We start from the raw sequence: 16,394 nt of genomic DNA, 5'->3' as shown, positions 1-16,394 counted from the left end.
GACTATCAACCCATGAGCATGACCCCCGAACAGGCCGCCTGGTTCCAGGGCACCTTCAACCGCCTGGTCGAGAACATCGACAAGGCGCTGCAGGGCAAGAGCGACGTGGTGGGCCTGGTGGTCTCGGCCATGCTGGCCGAAGGCCACGTGCTTCTCGAAGACGCCCCCGGCACCGGCAAGACCAGCCTTGCGAAGGCGCTGGCGGCCACCGTGCAGGGCACCAGCTCGCGCATTCAGTTCACCCCTGACCTGCTGCCCTCCGACGTCACCGGCGTGACGATCTACGATCAGCAGGCGCACCGCTTCGAGTTCCACAAGGGACCGATCTTCGCGTCGATCGTGCTGGCGGACGAGATCAACCGCGCCTCGCCGAAGACGCAGTCGGCTCTGCTCGAGGTGATGGAGGAGTCGCGGGTCACCGTCGACGGCGTCACCCACGAGGCCGGGCGGCCGTTCCTCGTCATCGCGACGCAGAACCCCGTCGAGCAGGCGGGCACGTACAAGCTGCCCGAGGCGCAGCTCGACCGCTTCCTCATCAAGACGTCGATCGGCTACCCCGAACTCGCCGTCGCCGAGCGCATTCTCGCGGGTGCTTCGCAGCGCAACCCGTCTGCCGGCCTCACGGCAGTGATCACCACCGGTGCCGTGGCCGACATGGCCGATCTCGCGGCAACCGTGCACGTCGAATCCGCCGTGCTGCGGTACACCGCTGAGCTCGCAGAGGCGACTCGCAACGATCCCGCCATCCGCCTCGGCGTCTCGGTGCGCGGAGCGATCGCGATGATCCGCATCGCGAAGGTCTGGGCAGCGGCCCACGGGCGTCACTACGTGCTGCCCGATGACATCAAGATGCTGGCGCGGCCCGTGTGGCAGCACCGTCTGCTGCTCGACCCTGAGGCCGAGTTCGCCGGGACCACGCCCGACAGCGTCATCGGTCGCGTTCTGGAAGGTGTCGCGGCTCCGCAGGCGCGAACGGCGGCCTGATGTCGGAAGGGACGATCGCGGTACCCGTCACGGGTGAGCACGAGGCGGGCTGGCGCGACGTCGCAGCCATGATCGGTGCGCGCGCGCTGCACCGACTGCAGCTGATCGCGTCGGTGGTGCGTCCGCTGGGGTGGATGCTGCTGGCACTCGCCGTGCTGCTCTGGGGCACCGGAGCGCTGCTCGGCTGGCTCGAGCTGGTCATCGCCGCATCCGTTCTCGGTGTGGTGCTGGTGATCTGCGCCGCTTTCCTGGTCGGCCGCACCGCGTATGACGTCTCGCTGGACCTCGCGCGCACCCGCGTCGTCGTCGGCGAGCGGGCGATCGGCGCGCTGACCCTCGCGAACCGTGGTGAGCGGGCGATCCTGCCCTCCCGCGTGGTGCTGCCGGTGGGCGGCGGACGCGGTGACTTCTCGATCCAGCGTCTCGCGGGCGGGCAGCAGGCCGAAGAGCTGTTCGCGATCCCCACCCAGCGCCGCGGTGTGGTCAAGGTCGGTCCCGTCAGCGTGGTGCGAGGCGATCCACTCGGCGTCTTCGAGCGTGCGCACCGCCGCGACGACCCTGTCGATCTGTACGTGCATCCGAAGACCGTCCACTTCGGGGGACAATCGCTCGGCTTCCTGCGCGACCTCGAAGGGCTGCCTGCAGCCGACCTATCGCGTGACGACGTGTCGTTCCACGCACTGCTGGAGTATCAGCCCGGTGACGATCTGCGTCATGTGCACTGGCGCTCGACGGCACGCACCGGCACCATGATGGTGCGCCAGTTCGAAGAGACCCGGCGCTCGCACTTCGTGATCGGGCTGTCGCGTTCGCGCGGCGACTACCGAAGTGACGAGGAGTTCGAACTCGCCGTCTCGAGCGCAGGCTCGATCGGGCTGCGAGCGCTGCGCGACTCGCAGCGCGTCGATGTGCGGGTGCAGGGCCGCGAGCTGGCCTCCGGCACCGGGAAGCGCCTGCTCGATTCGCTGTCGATGGTCACCCAGTCCAAGCCCCGAGAAGGCGGCATCTCCGACCTCGCCGGCGTGCTCGCCGCGACCATGCCGCTCGCCAGCGTCGTCGTGCTCGTGTGCGGCTCGGCCGTGCGCGCTGAAGATCTTCGCCTGGCCTGCTCCCGACTGCCGTTCGGCGCACGCGCGCTGGCCATCGTCGTGCAGGACGACCTCGATCAGCCCGCGCTGCGCCGGATCGGCGACGCGGACGTCATCACGATCGGCGCGCTGAATCAGCTGCCCCTCGCACTTCAGAAGGTTCTCGTATGACCGCCACCACGCCATCGGCCTCGCTGCGCCGCTGGGTGCTCGACATCGTCGCCGTCGCGGTGCTGCTTCTGGTCGCACTGATCGGATTCTGGCCCACTTTCGCCGGCCCGAGCTTTCTCGTCTCGGTGATCGGCGGCATGCTGCTCGGTCTCGGCATCGCCGTGGTCTGCGCATGGCGCCGGTGGGGCATCCTCATCGTCGCGGGCATGACCATCGCGGCTTATTTCCTCTTCGGCGGGGCACTGGCCCTTCCGTACACCACGATCGCGGGCGTGGTGCCGACGCTGCAGACCCTCGGCGGCCTCGCGCTCGGCGCCATCACGTCGTGGAAGCAGCTGCTCACGACGGTGGCTCCTGTCTCAGCGTCCGACGGTCATCTGCTCGTCACCTTCCTGATCAGCCTGGTCGCCTCGGTCACGGCGGCATCGCTCGCCCTGCGACTGCGTCAGGTCGGCTGGGCGCTGATCCCGATCATCGTGACCCTCGTGTTCGTGATCGCCCTCGGCGTGCCGGAGCCGGCGTTCCCGCTCGTCCAGGGAATCGTGCTCGCGGCGGTCGCCGTCGTGTGGATGTCGCTTCGGGCCTGGTGGGCGCCGCAGCAGAACGCGGTCGATGTGGCACAGGTCGACCCGACTCGTGCCACGCACATGCGCATGCGCCGGTTGATCGGCGGGGTGGCCATCGTCGCCGTCGCGGCCGGCGCCGGTGTCGGCATCAGCGCGGTCACCACGCAGGCCCAGCCTCGCCACGTCTTTCGCGACGCGATCATCCCGCCGTTCAACATCCGCGACTACGCGAGCCCGCTGCAGTCCTTCCGCATGAACGTGCGCGATGAGAAGACCGAGACGCTCTTCACCGTCGAGGGACTGCCCAAGGGCGCACGCGTGCGCCTCGGCGCCATGGATCAGTGGGACGGCACCGTCTACAACGTCACCGACGGCGGCCCGGGATCATCCAGCGCGTTCACGCCCCTGCGTGGCGGCATGGCGCCGGACGCCGAGGGTGTGCCGACGATGCTGCGATTCGCGATCAGCCAGTACAGCGGTGCCTGGGTGCCCGGCGTCTCGACGCTCGACGACGTCACCTACACCGGCTCGCGCGGCGAGCAGCTGCGTCGCAGCACGTACGTCAACAACGCCACCGACACGATGGTGGCTACGGCGACGCTCAAGAAGGGCGACACCTACACGGTCGAATCGATCGTCCCTGTCGCGCCGACCGACGAGCAGCTCAAGGACGCCGACTTCGCGAACGTCAAGGCGCACGCCGCCACCTACGCGCCGGAGGACCTCGCGAACATCGCCGCCGAGGCGGTGACCGACGCCGAGACCCCGATCGAGCAGGCCCGCGCGCTGCAGACCTACTTCTCCAAGGGCGGCTTCTTCAGCCACGGCCTCGAGGCCGACGTGCCCTCGCGGGCCGGACACACCGCCGAGCGCATCAGCACGCTGATCGGCAGCGATCAGATGGTCGGCGACGACGAGCAGTACGCCGTGGTGATGGCGCTGGCCGCGGGTCAGCTCGGCATCCCGGCACGCGTGGTGATGGGCTACTACCCACCTGCTGAGCGCGATGGCGAGCAGGTCTTCGAGGCCACCGGCGACGACGTGCACGCCTGGGTCGAGATCCCGTTCGAAGGCGTCGGCTGGGTGACCTTCGACCCCACGCCTCCTGAGGACCAGGTTCCCAAGAACCAGAACACCAAGCCGCGAGTCGACCCGAAGCCGCAGGTGCTGCAGCCGCCGCCCCCGCCGCAGGAGCCGGTCGACCTGCCGCCGACGGTGCCGGATGATCGCGAGCCGCAGGACGACTCCCCGAACATTCTCGGAATCATCGGGATGATCCTCGCCATCGCCGGAATCTCGCTTGGCGCTGTGCTGTTGCTGCTTTCGCCGTTCATCGTGATCGGCGCGTGGAAGGCGGCGAAGCGGCGTTCGCGTCGCAACGCGGCGAACACCTCGGATCGCATCAGCGGAGGGTGGGACGAGCTCACCGACCGTGCTGTCGACTACGGCGCACGGCTCGCCCCTGGCGGCACCAGGGTCGAGGAGGCCGCTCTGGTGGCATCCGCCGTCGCCGCGCCGACCGCCACAGCGCTCGCCGACCGCGCAGACAGTCAGGTCTTCGGACCAGGCGAGCCCACCACAGAAGAGGTGGACGCCTTCTGGAGCGAGGTGGACGAGGCAGTCGGAGGCATGAGCACCAGCGTGGGCTTCTGGGCGCGCATGAAGGCGCGCCTGAGCGTCCGCTCGCTCTCGGCAGGCAGCCGGTTCACCGCGGGCATGCAAGGCCTGCGGGATGCCGCGGCTGCGCGCGTGCGCCGAGAACCTGGCAACATCGACAGCAAGAGCAAGAACCCCGAGAGTGAGACCCGATGACGATGCTTCCCTTCGGTGAGGTCGCGCCCATCCAGCGACGGGTGGTGGCGTACATCCTCGATGCGCTCATCGCTGCAGTCATCCCGGTGATCGGCTCGATCATCGCGGTGGGCATGCTGGTCGGCGCCGCCACCAGCGCCGACCCCGCGGCGGCTGCGCTCTCGGTCCTCATCCTGCTGACCGTGCTCGGCCTGCTGGAGCTCGCCTGGTTCGTCGTCTACACCCTGATGCAGGCCGGAACTGGGTCGATCGGCATGCGCGCGCAGGGCCTGCGACTCGCGTCGGCGAAGGACGGCCGCCCGATCGGCTTCGGGCGGGCGCTGCTGCGCAACATCGTGTTCGGTCTGGCCGGCGCGATCGTCGTCGGCTACTTCTCGCCGCTGTTCGACGGCTCAGGCCGCTTCCAGGGCTGGCATGACAAGGCAGCGGATGCTGTGATGCTGGATGCCAGGCGCGCAGCGCCCTCGGCATATGCGGCTCCGGCGACCAGCGGATTCACCTCGCCCCCGATGCCGGTGCCGGACGGGCCGCGCCCGCCGCAGCCGTTCGGCGGACCGGCGGTGCCCCCCGGCTTCCCGAGGCCGCCGGCCCCGCCGCTGCCAGCACCGGTCGCAGCGCCCGCGCCGACCGAGCTGCCGGATGAGACCGTCATCGCCCCGCGCCGCACTGACGCCCTTCCCGACGACCCGCTGATCTCGTTCGTCCCCGGCGTGACGCAGCAGCCGCTGGCCCCGTCAGCGCCGCCCGCTCCCGTCGCGGCGCCCGCTCCGGTCGCGCCTGTGGCCCCGGTCGTCGCGACTCCGGCATCCGAGCCCGCACCGGCGGCCCCGTCCGCACCGGCCGCCGCGGCTCCGGCGTCCGTGACCACCCCGCCCGACGATCTCGATGACGACATCGAGTCGACGCGCATCAGCATCCCTGGGCACCGCCTCGTCTTCACCTGGGACGACGGCCAGCGCGCGTCCGTCTCGGGGCGCACGGTGTTCGGCCGCAACCCCGATGCCGAGGCGGGTGCCGCCATCGTCGCCGTGCGCGACGAGACGCTCTCACTGTCGAAGACGCACTTCGAGGCCGGCGCCGCGCCGTCTGGTGGCTGGGTGATGGACCGTCAGTCCACCAATGGCACCGTCGTCGTGCGTGACGGCGTGCGCATCGCCTGCCCGCCAGGGCAGCGCGTGCCCGTGCGCCTCGGGGATGCGATCGAGATCGGCGACCGCATCGTGACGATCGGCGGCTTCGCGTGAGCGCTCCGCTGCTGGTGGCCTCAGGCTCGGCCACGCACACCGGCAGGCGTCGCGCCCTCAACGAGGACGCGCACCTCGCATCCGCACCGGTGTTCGTCGTCGCCGACGGCATGGGCGGCCACGAGGCGGGCGAGCGGGCCAGCGCCGCCGTGATCAGCGAATTCGCCGGCCTGATCGGGCGGCAGGCGGCGGGACTCGACGACGTGCGCCAGGCGCTCGCGCGTGCGCGCGTCGCCGTCGAAGAGCTGGTGACCACCGGGTCGTCTCGAGCGGGAACGACCCTGACCGGCATCGTCATATCGTCGGTCGACGGGCTCGGCTATTGGCTGGCCATGAACATCGGCGATTCGCGCACCTACCGCTTCGCCGACGGCGAGCTCGAGCAGATCACGGTGGACCATTCCGTGATCCAGGAGCTCATCGATGCGGGCGAGCTCTCACCCGAGATGGCCGCGACGGATTCCCGGCGCAACATCATCACGCGTGCGATCGGCGGCGGCAGCAGCGGCGACGCCGACTTCTGGCTCTTCCCTGCCGAGTTCGGGGATCGGATGCTGGTGTGCTCCGACGGGCTGACCGCCGAGGTCTCGGATGCCCGCATCCGAGAGGTTCTGGCGCAGCAGCCCGACCCGCAGCAGGCGGCCGCACTGCTCACCGCAGAGGCCGTCGAGGCCGGCGGGCGCGACAACATCACCGTCATCGTCGTCGATGCGACAGCGGTGGCTTCGAGGCCGGGGGTGGTCGTCCTCTCGGACGACGTCGATGAGGCCACCCGCCCTCGCGATGCATTGAATGGAGGGGTTCGATGAATCAGTTCTCTTACCGACCGGGGGCGTGGCAGGTGGTCGTCGAGGACGGCGGCATCGTCGCGGTTCCCGGTGACGTCGCACCAGAGCGCATCGTGCGACTGACGCGGATGCTGCAGGCAGGCACCCCCGCGCTCACCGAGGTCATCGACGTGCTCGCCGCCGGATCCATCGCGACTCTCGGCTCGTTCGCCGTCGCGCTCACCCCCGGCGGCGCCGTGCGCTTCGCCGTGCGGGGCCCTGTCACCGTGCGGATCAGCGGCGCGGCTGGTGCGGATACCGTCTCGGGCGCCGATGTCAGCACCTGGAGCGAGCGCTTCGTGGTCGATCCGCAGGGCTTCGAACTGGTGCTGGACGAGCAGTCCGACGCCGTGGCCTACCCGATCCGATCCGGGGTCGTTCTGGCGGGGTCGGTGCGCAGCGGCGAGCCGGACGCGTCGGCGGACGTCGAAGCCGAAGGCGCTGCGGCGGTCGATGCGGACGAACCTGCGCTTGTCGAAGAGCCTGTGCTCGTCGAAAAGTCCGTGCTCGCTGAAGAGCCTGCGCTTGTCGACGATCCGGCGCCGGCCGAAGAGCCCGCAGATGCAGACGAGACGCCGGTTGAGGACCCTGACTCCCGCCCCGAGCTGCACACGCTGATGCCCACCGAGTTCACCTTCGCGCCGGAGGTCGCTCCCGAACCGGCGACCGCTCCCGTCCCTGAGGCCACCCCGGCACTGGACGCCGATGCGCTGGAGCAGACCGTGCACAAGGCGCCTTCGCCGTTGCTGCCCCCGCCGGCACCACCGCTGCCGCCGTTCACCCCGCCGATGCCACCGGCTCCGGCGCCTCCCGCGAGCCTCGGCGACCACGACGGTGCGACGATCTCACTTGCGGAGGTGCGCCGACTGCGTGCCGAGGCGGGTGCGGCTGCGGGTGACCCGAACGCGCCGACCGAGATGATTCCCACCACCGAGAGCCCGGCGTCGTCCCACGGCGTGGTGCGCATCTCGACCGGTCAGGTCATCGAACTCGATCGCACCGTCATCATCGGTCGCCGGCCGCGTTCGACCAGGGCCAGCGGAGAGACCATGCCGCACCTGGTCGCGGTGGACAGCCCGCAGCAGGACATCTCGCGCAGTCACCTCGAGATCCGTCCCGAGGGCGATTCCGTCGTCGTGATCGATCTGCGCACGACCAACGGCTCGACGCTGATCCGCCCTGGTGTCGACCCGATGCGACTGCACCCAGGGGAGCACACGCTCGTGCTCGACGGCGATGTCGTCGACCTCGGCGACGGCGTCACTGTCATCTTCGAGGGGCTGGCGTGAGCAGGCCGCCGTCACCGCCACCGCAGCTGCCAGGCTTCTCGTACCTGCAGCCGCTCGGCGCCGGCGGATTCGCCGACGTGTTCCTGTACGAGCAGGAGATGCCGCGCCGCAAGGTCGCGGTGAAGGTGCTGCTCGCCGATCGGATCACGACGGGTGCTGCGCAGGAGTTCGCCGACGAGGCGAACGTGATGGCGATGCTCTCGACGCACCCGGCCATCGTCACCATCTATCAGGCCAGTGTCGCCGGCGACGGTCGCCCGTACCTGGTGATGGAGTACTGCCCCCGCCCGAACCTGCAGGTGCGCGCCCGCAAGGCGCCGTTCTCGGTCGCCGAGGCGCTGCGTGTCGGCATCCAGGTCGCGGGAGCCGTGGAAACAGCACACCGCGCCGGTGTGCTGCACCGCGATATCAAGCCGGCGAACATCCTGGTGACCGAGTACAACCGTCCGGCTCTCACGGACTTCGGCATCGCGTCGACTGCCGGCGCGGTGACCGAGTCGGCCGGCATGTCGATCCCGTGGTCTCCGCCTGAGTCGTTCGCCGAGCCGCCGCGCAGCGGCACGCGCACGGACGTCTACGCCCTCGGTGCGACGATCTACACGCTGCTCGCGGGCCGGTCGCCGTTCGAGCGTCCCGGTGAGCGCAACACCAGCGCCGACCTGATCGAGCGCATCGAGCGCATGGCTGTGCCGCCCCTGGAACGCCCCGATTCACCGGCGAGCCTGCAGGCGGTGCTCACCAGAGCGATGTCGAAGAACGCCGACGACCGCTACCCGAGCGCGGTCGCGTTCGCGCGTGCGCTGCAGAAGGTGCAGATCGAACTCGCGCACTCGGTGACGCCGATCGACATCGTCGACGAGCATCCGTCGGCCGACGAGCTCAAGGACGATGACGACGGACTGACCCGCGTGCGCGAAGTCGTCTCGATCGCTCCCGATGCGCCCGGCATGACCCGTCCCTCGGCGATGACCGAGCCGCGCCACGTGCCCCGCGCGAACGTACCGCTGTTCGAGAGCCCAGAGGCGGCTGCCGCCGTCGACCAGACGCAGCGTCGTCCATCGCCGCAGGCCGCACCGCCCGCTGCCGACGATGAGCGCACGCAGCTGCGACCGCCGACCGTGGTCGCGCCGGTCGCGAGCTCCGCCGCGGTCCCCGCCACACCTGTGGAGTCCGCTTCGACGACCCCGCCTGCGGCATCCGATGACACCACGGTGCGCAGCCGGCGCCGCTGGATCGGCTGGACCGCCGCGGCAGCGACCGTGGTGGTGGCGCTTGGTGCCTTCCTCTGGTTCAGCGACGACATCACGAATGCGCTGATCCCCACTCCGAAGGTCAGCGAAGCCGCATCGCCAGAACCGCAGGACGTCGTATCGGCGATCATCCCGCCGGTGTCAGATCTGAAGGGCACGCGCGACGGCGACGTCGTGAGCTTCTCATGGACCAACGACGACCCGAAGGAGGGCGACTCGTTCATCTGGCAGGAGATCACCCTCGACGGGCCGCAGCCCGCCGAGAGCACCGAGTCGACGAACGTGAAGCTGGACGGCGCGCACCCGCAGGAGACGTGCATCGAGGTCACCCTCGTGCGCGACGGCGGTCGCCCCTCCCAGCCGGTGCGGGATTGTGTGAAATGAGCGCTGTCACGGTCGAGTTCGCGGGGGAGTACTTCCCCGTCGACGCGGATGCCGCATTCACTGTGGGCAGGGAGGGCGACCTCGCGCTGGACGAGAACCTGTTCCTGCATCGCTCCTTCCTCGAGATCGCGAAGACCGACGGGCTGTGGTGGCTGACGAACGTCGGCAGCAGGCTCACGGCGACGGTCACCGATTCTGCCGGCGGCGTGCAGGCGTGGCTCGCTCCGGGAGCGCGGCTGCCGTTGGTCTTCGAGCGGACGACGGTCGTCTTCGCGGCGGGGCCGACGACGTACGAGTTCACGGTGCACTCCGCCGAGCCGACATTCCACGCGACGCGGCGCGAGTCCGACAGCGACGGCGCCTCGACCATCGGGGAGGTGCCGCTGACGGCCAGCCAGAAGCTGCTCATCCTCGCTCTCGCCGAGCCGCAGCTGCGGCGTGACGGCACGGGCATGAGTGAGATCCCGACGTCGGCGAAGGCCGCTGAGCGCCTCGGCTGGACCGTGACGCGCTTCAACCGCAAGCTCGACAACGTGTGCGACAAGCTCGACCGCATCGGCGTGCCTGGCATGCGCGGCGGGCAGCGCAGCTTCGCCACCAACCGCCGTGCGCGGCTGGTCGAGCACGCGGTGGCATCGCGCCTGGTGACCAGGCAGGACCTGGCCATGCTCGATGCGCCCCAGACCGAACCCGAAGGAGATCTGGATTGATCTGGGAGATCGACGACGGCGCGCGGGCCATCGAAGGCCTTGACGTGCACGGCCGGGCCGACCCTGCATACGCGGCAGCCCTCGGGCTCATCCCTGCCCCCACTGGCAGGCGGGTGCTCGCCACCGCTCTCGAGCTGTGCATCGTGCTGGTGCTGGCATTGCCAGGGGTCCTCGTCGCGACGCCGGTCGCCCTGCAGATCGCATCCGGATCGGCGGATGCGGCGCGGATGCTGGAGCGCGGCGACCTGGTCTGGCCGATCGCTGCGATCGCGATCTCCAACGCCCTGGTCACGATCTTCACCGTGCTCCAGCTGCTGCTGCACGGGCGCAAGGGGCTGACCATCGGCAAGGCGACCTTCGGCATCCGGACGGTCAACGTGCGCACCCTCGAGCGCCCCGGCTTCTGGCGCGGCGCCGTCGTGCGCTACCTGGTGCTGGCCGCCTCCTTCCTCATCCCGCTGCTCGGACCGCTCCTGGTCGTGGCGCTTTCGCCGCTGTTCGACGGTGAGCGCCGCGGTCGCGGCTGGCTCGATCAGGCCGGAGCGACCTGGCTGGTCGACATCAGGCGCGGACTGAACCCGTACGACGTCAAGCGCATGCGCATCGCGCGCAAGACGCTGAAGACCCCCGAGCACAGCGAGAAGGCTCCGCTGCCGTCGCTGGCCACGCCGCTGAATCGCGACGCCCCTGCCGAGTACGTGCCATCAGGGCGGTTCTCCGGCGGCGTGATCGGCGCACACCGCGTCACCTCGACGCCGCGGCGCGATGAGGCTGCCCCCGCGACTCCCGGTGTCGCGTCCGCTCCGCCCGCACCGGCGCCCGGCTTCGCCCCGGTCGCGCCCGCCGCTTCGTCCGGGATGGTGGATGCTGTGCCCCCGCCGCTCGCGTCCGGCCAGCTGCTCGATTCGTTCGCGTCACGGGCATCCGCCCCGGCACAACCCGCCCCGGAACAACCGGCACCGGCCGTACGCGCCCCGGCGGCCCCAGCTCCGATTCCCGCAGCCCAGGCTCCCGCCGCGGCAGCTGCCCCGGTCACGCCTGCCCCGGTCACGCCTGCCCCGGTCACGCCTGCGCCGGCTCCTGCCGTCCCGATCGCGCCGGCGCCTGCGGCGGCCCAGGCGGTGGCATCCGATCCGACGCCGTCCGGCGCACTCAGCGCCGCACGTGCCGTCCTCGTGCTCGACACCGGCGTGCGCGTGGAGGTGCGAGGAGCGACGCTCCTCGGCCGAGCTCCCGCACCCGTCACCGGCGAAGGCGCCGTGCAGCTCGTTCCCGTGGCCGACGACACCCTGTCGGTGTCCAAGACGCACCTGGCGTTCCTGCCCGCACGTCGGGGAGTGCTGGTCGTCGATCGCGGATCGACCAACGGCAGCAGCATCCTGCGCGCCGGCGGCGAGATCGCTCTGGCGCCAGCAGACCCGACCGCACTGCAGACCGGCGATGTGGTGCGCTTCGGCGATCGCTCACTGACCGTCGAACGCGTATGACAATCGCACAGATCCAGGAGAACCGATGAGGGTCAAGCTCACCCTGCGCCGTGCCGGTGCACCGCTGACAGACATCGTCGTCATGGCGGACTCGACCGCCACCGTGGCCGACGTGGCTGCGCAGATCGCCACCACCGACCCGCTGCGCGCCACCCCGCGCGGCGCGGGCGACGTGCTGAGCCTCGCCGTGTCGCCGCCGACCAGCAGCGATCTCGTCACACTCAACCCCGACCTGCTCATCGGCGACGCGCCGGTCGGCTCCGGGTTCCTCGCTGAGATCGTGAACCTCGGGCAGAACCGTGCGGCGACCACGCCGACCGGCAGCCGGCCGGCCGCCCTGCTCACCGTGCTCTCCGGCCCCGCAGCAGGGCAGGAGTTCCCGCTGCCGGTGGGGCACTTCTTCATCGGACGCGACGCCACCAGCGACATCACCCTCATCGATCCGCTGGTCTCCAAGCGCCATGCCCGCATCGAGGTCGCAGCCACGTTCGTCGAGCTCGTCGACCTGAACTCCGCCAACGGCATCCTCGTCGACGGCGGTCTCGTGCAGCGCCTTCGCGTCATTCCAGGGCAGAGCTTCACGATCGGCGACTGCGAACTGGTGGTGCGCCTGGTCAGCGACTTCGACGGGTCAGCCGAGGTCGACCCGGTGCTCGAGCGCGGTGGGGCGCTGCTGTTCAACCGCAGCCCGCGCGTCGAAGAACGCTACGTGGGCGAGGATCTGGACGAGCCGCGCTACCCCAAGGACCAGGTGCAGCGGCTGTTCCCGTGGCCGATGCTGGTCGCCCCGATCCTGCTGGGCGCGGCGATGTTCTTCATCTTCGACAACCCGCGATCGCTGCTGATCATGGTCATGTCGCCGATGATGATGTTCGGAAACTTCATCTCGCAGAAGACCAACATCGGTCAGCGGCTCCGGCAGGAGGTGGAGTCGTTCGAGGAGCAGTTCGAGCGACTCGAGGAGAAGCTCTACCACGCGCATCCCCGCGAACGCGAGGTGCGCCAGAGCGAAGTGCCGGCCGTCGCCGTCGTCTTCGACGAGGCGATGCGCCTTGGTCCCATGCTGTGGACCCGCAGGCCGGAGCACTGGAACTTCCTCGCCGTGCGACTCGGAGTGAGCGAGGACGAATCGCGCACGCACATCAAGCGCGCCGAGACCCCCGAAGCGCTGGTGGAGTATGTCGAGCGCGTCGATCGCCTCGATGAGCGATACAAGATGATCGACGACGTGCCGATCCTCGAGTCGCTGCAGAGCGTCGGCTCGATCGGCGTCGCCGGCCCCACCTCGGTCGCCAGCGACGCCCTGCGCGGGCTCGCCGTGCAGCTGTTCGGCATGCACTCGCCCAACGAGCTCGTCGCCGTGGCGCTCACCGAACCAGGTTGGGCCGAGGAACTCGACTGGCTGAAGTGGCTGCCGCACACCTCCAGTGAGCGCAACCCGTTCAAGGACGTGCCGCTGGCCGATTCGGCATCCACCGGCGCCGCCCTGCTGAGCGGGCTCGAGGAGATCGTCATGCGTCGCGCGAAGGCGGCGAGCTCGCCCCGCCCGCCGTACGGCGACGACTGGGATCCGACCTACTACGGCACCGACGTCAAGCGCGCGGCTGAAGAGGCCAGCTTCCCCGGTCAGACCGCCGTGCTCGTGATCGTCACCAACGATGCACCGGTCGACCGTGCCCGGCTCACCCAGATCCTCGAGCGCGGCGCCGACGTCGGCGTCTACGGACTGTTCGTCGCACCGGTCGTCGAGGCACTGCCGGCGGCGTGCCGCAGCTTCATCGATGTCACCGGCGGGCTCGCGAACGCCACCGTGGGCACCGTCCGCAACGGCCTCGACTACGAGCACGTGCAGGTCGAGGGCGTCTCGCACGCCTACATGACCATGTTCGCCAAGCGCCTCGCCCCTGTGGTCGATTCGAGCACCGTCGTCGAGGACTCCTCCGACATTCCCGGCTCCGTGATGTTCCTCTCGCTGGTCGGCACTGACGTGGCATCCGACCCCGCCGCGGTCATCGACCGCTGGCGACAGAACAACACGATCATCGACCGCTCCGGTGCGCCGCAGTCCCGGCTGAAGAAGGCCGGCAACCTGCGTGCGATCATCGGGCAGTCGCAGACGGATGCCATGACGCTCGACCTGCGCACGCAGGGGCCGCACGCGCTCGTCGGCGGCACGACCGGTGCCGGAAAGAGCGAGTTCCTGCAGGCCTGGGTGCTCGGCATGGCGGCGGCACACAGCCCGGACAGGGTCACCTTCCTGTTCGTGGACTACAAGGGCGGCTCGGCGTTCGCCGACTGCGTCGACCTGCCGCACACCGTGGGCCTGGTCACCGACCTCAGCCCGCACCTGGTGCGCCGCGCGCTCACCAGCCTTCGCGCCGAGCTGCACCACCGTGAGCACCTGTTCAACCGCAAGAAGGCCAAGGACCTGCTCGAGCTCGAGAAGCGCCGCGACCCCGATACCCCACCGGCACTGGTGCTGGTCATCGACGAGTTCGCTGCGCTCGCCGGCGAGGTGCCCGAGTTCGTCGACGGTGTCGTCGACATCGCCCAGCGCGGTCGCTCGCTCGGCATCCACCTCATCATGGCCACCCAGCGCCCCGCCGGTGTCATCAAGGACAACCTGCGCGCCAACACCAACCTGCGTGTCGCGCTGCGCATGGCTGACGAGTCGGATTCGAAGGACGTCGTCGACGATCCGGTGGCCGCGTCGTTCCCGCCCTCGATCCCCGGTCGCGGCATCGCGAAGACGGGCCCAGGGCGACTCGTGCCGTTCCAGTCGGCATATGCCGGTGGATGGACTACCGACGAGGTGCGGGCCGCCGAGGTGAAGGTCGCCGAGCTGCGCTTCGGCTCCACCCAGCTGTGGGAGGCCGACCAGGAGCCCGAATCCGATTCACACGATGAGGATCTGGGGCCGACCGACCAGAAGCGCATCGTCGCATCGCTGGTCAAGGCCTCAGAGCAGGCGGGCATCCCCGCGCCGCGGCGACCGTGGCTCGACGACCTCGAGCACGCCGTCGATCTGCGCGATCTGCCGCTCCGCGGCGACGGCGAGATCCTGCTCGGCAAGATGGATGTGCCCTCCCGTCAGATGCAGGAGCCGACGTACTTCCTGCCCGACAAGGACGGCTCGCTGCTGATCTACGGCACCAGCGGGTCCGGCAAGTCGACCGTGCTGCGCACGATGGCCATCGCCGCCGGCTACGATCCGGCATCCCACGTCGAGGTCTACGGCCTGGACTTCGGCTCCGGCTCGCTGCGCACGCTCGAGAACCTGCCGCACGTCGGGTCGATCATCGCCGGTGACGACGCGGAGCGCGTGCAGCGCATCCTGCGCTCGCTGGCTCGGGTGCTCGATGACCGGGGCAAGCGCTTCAGCACGGCCAACGCCGCGAGCCTCACCGAGTACCGCGAGCTCACAGGGCGCGACGAGTCGCGCATCCTGCTGCTGATCGACGGATTCGCGCAGTTCCGCTCGGAGTGGGAGTCGACGACAGCGCGGATGCCGTTCTACCAGACGTTCATGCGGATCCTCGGCGAGGGCCGCCCGCTGGGCGTGCACGTGATCGCCACCGCGGATCGTGGCGGCTCGGTGCCAACAGCCGTCAGCGCGAACGTGTCGCGCCGTGTGGTGCTGCGCCTGGCTGACGAGTCCGCATACGGCATGCTGAACGCCCCGAAGGACGTGCTCGATGAGCGCTCCGCTCCTGGGCGCGCCATCATGGACGGGCTCGAGACGCAGATCGCCACGCTGGGCGGTACGCCGAATGTGGCGGAGCAGACGAAGCTGCTCGAAAAGCTCGCCGCCGACCTGCGTGCCGCCGGGGCCCGCGAGGTGGCCGAGATCGGTGCGCTCCCGACCAGGCTGTCGGTGCGGCAGCTGCCCGACCGCGTCGGGGACTTCCCTGTTCTCGGCATCGCCGAAGACACCCTGTCGGCGCGCGACTTCGATCCGGTCGGCACGTTCGTCGTGGCCGGCCCGCCGTTGTCTGGCAAGACCAATGCACTGAAGGCCATGATCACGTCGATGCGCCGATTCGACCCAGAGGTGAAGCTGTTCCACTTCGGCGGTCGCCGAGCGCAGCTGAAGGATTGGGCCGACTGGACCCGCAGCGCGGTCACACCGGACGACGCGAAGGAACTGGCGAAGGAGATCGCCGAGCTCGCCGCCGACGAGTCGATCCCGATGCGCCTGATGGTCGTCATCGAGGATGTGCCCCAGTTCGCCGACAGTCCGGCCGAGCGCGAGATGAAGGCGCTGTTCCAGGCGATCAACCGCAGCGATCACTTCCTGGTCGGCGATGCGGACGTGACGCAGGTCACCAGCGGCTTCGGCTTCATCGGCGACTTCAAATCCGGACGCAAGGGCATCATCCTGAAGCCCGACGCGTTCGACGGCGACTCGGTGTTCAAGGTGCCCTTCCCGAAGGTCAAGCGCACCGACTTCCCCGAGGGGCGAGGCATCTTCGTACAGGCAGGACGCCAGGTGACGGTGCAGATGCCGCTGGTCGAAGGAGAGCGGCTGGCCTGATCGCGATCGATGGGGAGTTCTCCCCATCGACGGGTGGTTGTGGTTTTC

Annotated in this window: 10 protein-coding genes; all 10 read left to right on the top strand. The window is 69.8% G+C overall.

Going from position 1 to position 16,394, the window contains the following annotated elements; translation table 11 throughout:
- Positions 1 to 12 precede the first annotated feature (12 nt).
- From MNR00_RS14905 to MNR00_RS14860, 10 genes are read left to right on the top strand one after another with little or no spacing between them, the layout of a single operon-like run.
- A complete protein-coding gene (locus MNR00_RS14905; protein ID WP_241926688.1) occupies positions 13 to 984 on the top strand; it encodes a MoxR family ATPase in 972 nt (323 codons plus the stop codon).
- Positions 984 to 2,243 (top strand): DUF58 domain-containing protein, encoded by a 1,260-nt coding sequence (locus MNR00_RS14900; RefSeq protein WP_241926687.1) that lies wholly within the window; start codon positions 984 to 986, stop codon positions 2,241 to 2,243. Before MNR00_RS14905 ends, MNR00_RS14900 begins: the two co-directional genes overlap by 1 nt.
- A complete protein-coding gene (locus tag MNR00_RS14895) occupies positions 2,240 to 4,621 on the top strand; it encodes a transglutaminase domain-containing protein (RefSeq protein ID WP_241926686.1) in 2,382 nt (793 codons plus the stop codon). The genes MNR00_RS14900 and MNR00_RS14895 overlap by 4 nt, the downstream gene beginning before the upstream one ends.
- Positions 4,618 to 5,865 carry an RDD family protein gene (locus MNR00_RS17215; protein ID WP_277884360.1) on the top strand — a complete coding sequence of 416 codons (1,248 nt, stop codon included), beginning with the start codon at positions 4,618 to 4,620 and terminating at the stop codon, positions 5,863 to 5,865. The genes MNR00_RS14895 and MNR00_RS17215 overlap by 4 nt, the downstream gene beginning before the upstream one ends.
- Positions 5,862 to 6,674: a protein phosphatase 2C domain-containing protein gene (locus MNR00_RS14885; RefSeq protein ID WP_241926685.1), complete on the top strand. Its 813-nt coding sequence runs from the start codon at positions 5,862 to 5,864 to the stop codon at positions 6,672 to 6,674. Before MNR00_RS17215 ends, MNR00_RS14885 begins: the two co-directional genes overlap by 4 nt.
- Positions 6,671 to 7,981, top strand: coding sequence for an FHA domain-containing protein (locus tag MNR00_RS14880; protein ID WP_241926684.1), 1,311 nt, complete (start codon positions 6,671 to 6,673; stop codon positions 7,979 to 7,981). Before MNR00_RS14885 ends, MNR00_RS14880 begins: the two co-directional genes overlap by 4 nt.
- Positions 7,978 to 9,615 (top strand): serine/threonine-protein kinase, encoded by a 1,638-nt coding sequence (locus MNR00_RS14875; RefSeq protein ID WP_241926683.1) that lies wholly within the window; start codon positions 7,978 to 7,980, stop codon positions 9,613 to 9,615. The genes MNR00_RS14880 and MNR00_RS14875 overlap by 4 nt, the downstream gene beginning before the upstream one ends.
- Positions 9,612 to 10,325: a hypothetical protein gene (locus MNR00_RS14870; protein WP_241926682.1), complete on the top strand. Its 714-nt coding sequence runs from the start codon at positions 9,612 to 9,614 to the stop codon at positions 10,323 to 10,325. Before MNR00_RS14875 ends, MNR00_RS14870 begins: the two co-directional genes overlap by 4 nt.
- The gene (locus MNR00_RS14865; RefSeq protein WP_241926681.1) at positions 10,322 to 11,812 is read left to right on the top strand and encodes an RDD family protein; all 1,491 of its coding nucleotides are present in this window, start codon (positions 10,322 to 10,324) and stop codon (positions 11,810 to 11,812) included. The genes MNR00_RS14870 and MNR00_RS14865 overlap by 4 nt, the downstream gene beginning before the upstream one ends.
- Before the next feature lie 25 nt (positions 11,813 to 11,837).
- Positions 11,838 to 16,346 carry an FtsK/SpoIIIE domain-containing protein gene (locus MNR00_RS14860; RefSeq protein ID WP_241926680.1) on the top strand — a complete coding sequence of 1,503 codons (4,509 nt, stop codon included), beginning with the start codon at positions 11,838 to 11,840 and terminating at the stop codon, positions 16,344 to 16,346.
- Positions 16,347 to 16,394 lie beyond the last annotated feature (48 nt).

The sequence above is a fragment of the Microbacterium sp. H1-D42 genome (assembly GCF_022637555.1).
Classification (GTDB): domain Bacteria; phylum Actinomycetota; class Actinomycetes; order Actinomycetales; family Microbacteriaceae; genus Microbacterium.
This window is presented reverse-complemented; position numbering and strand designations above follow the sequence as displayed.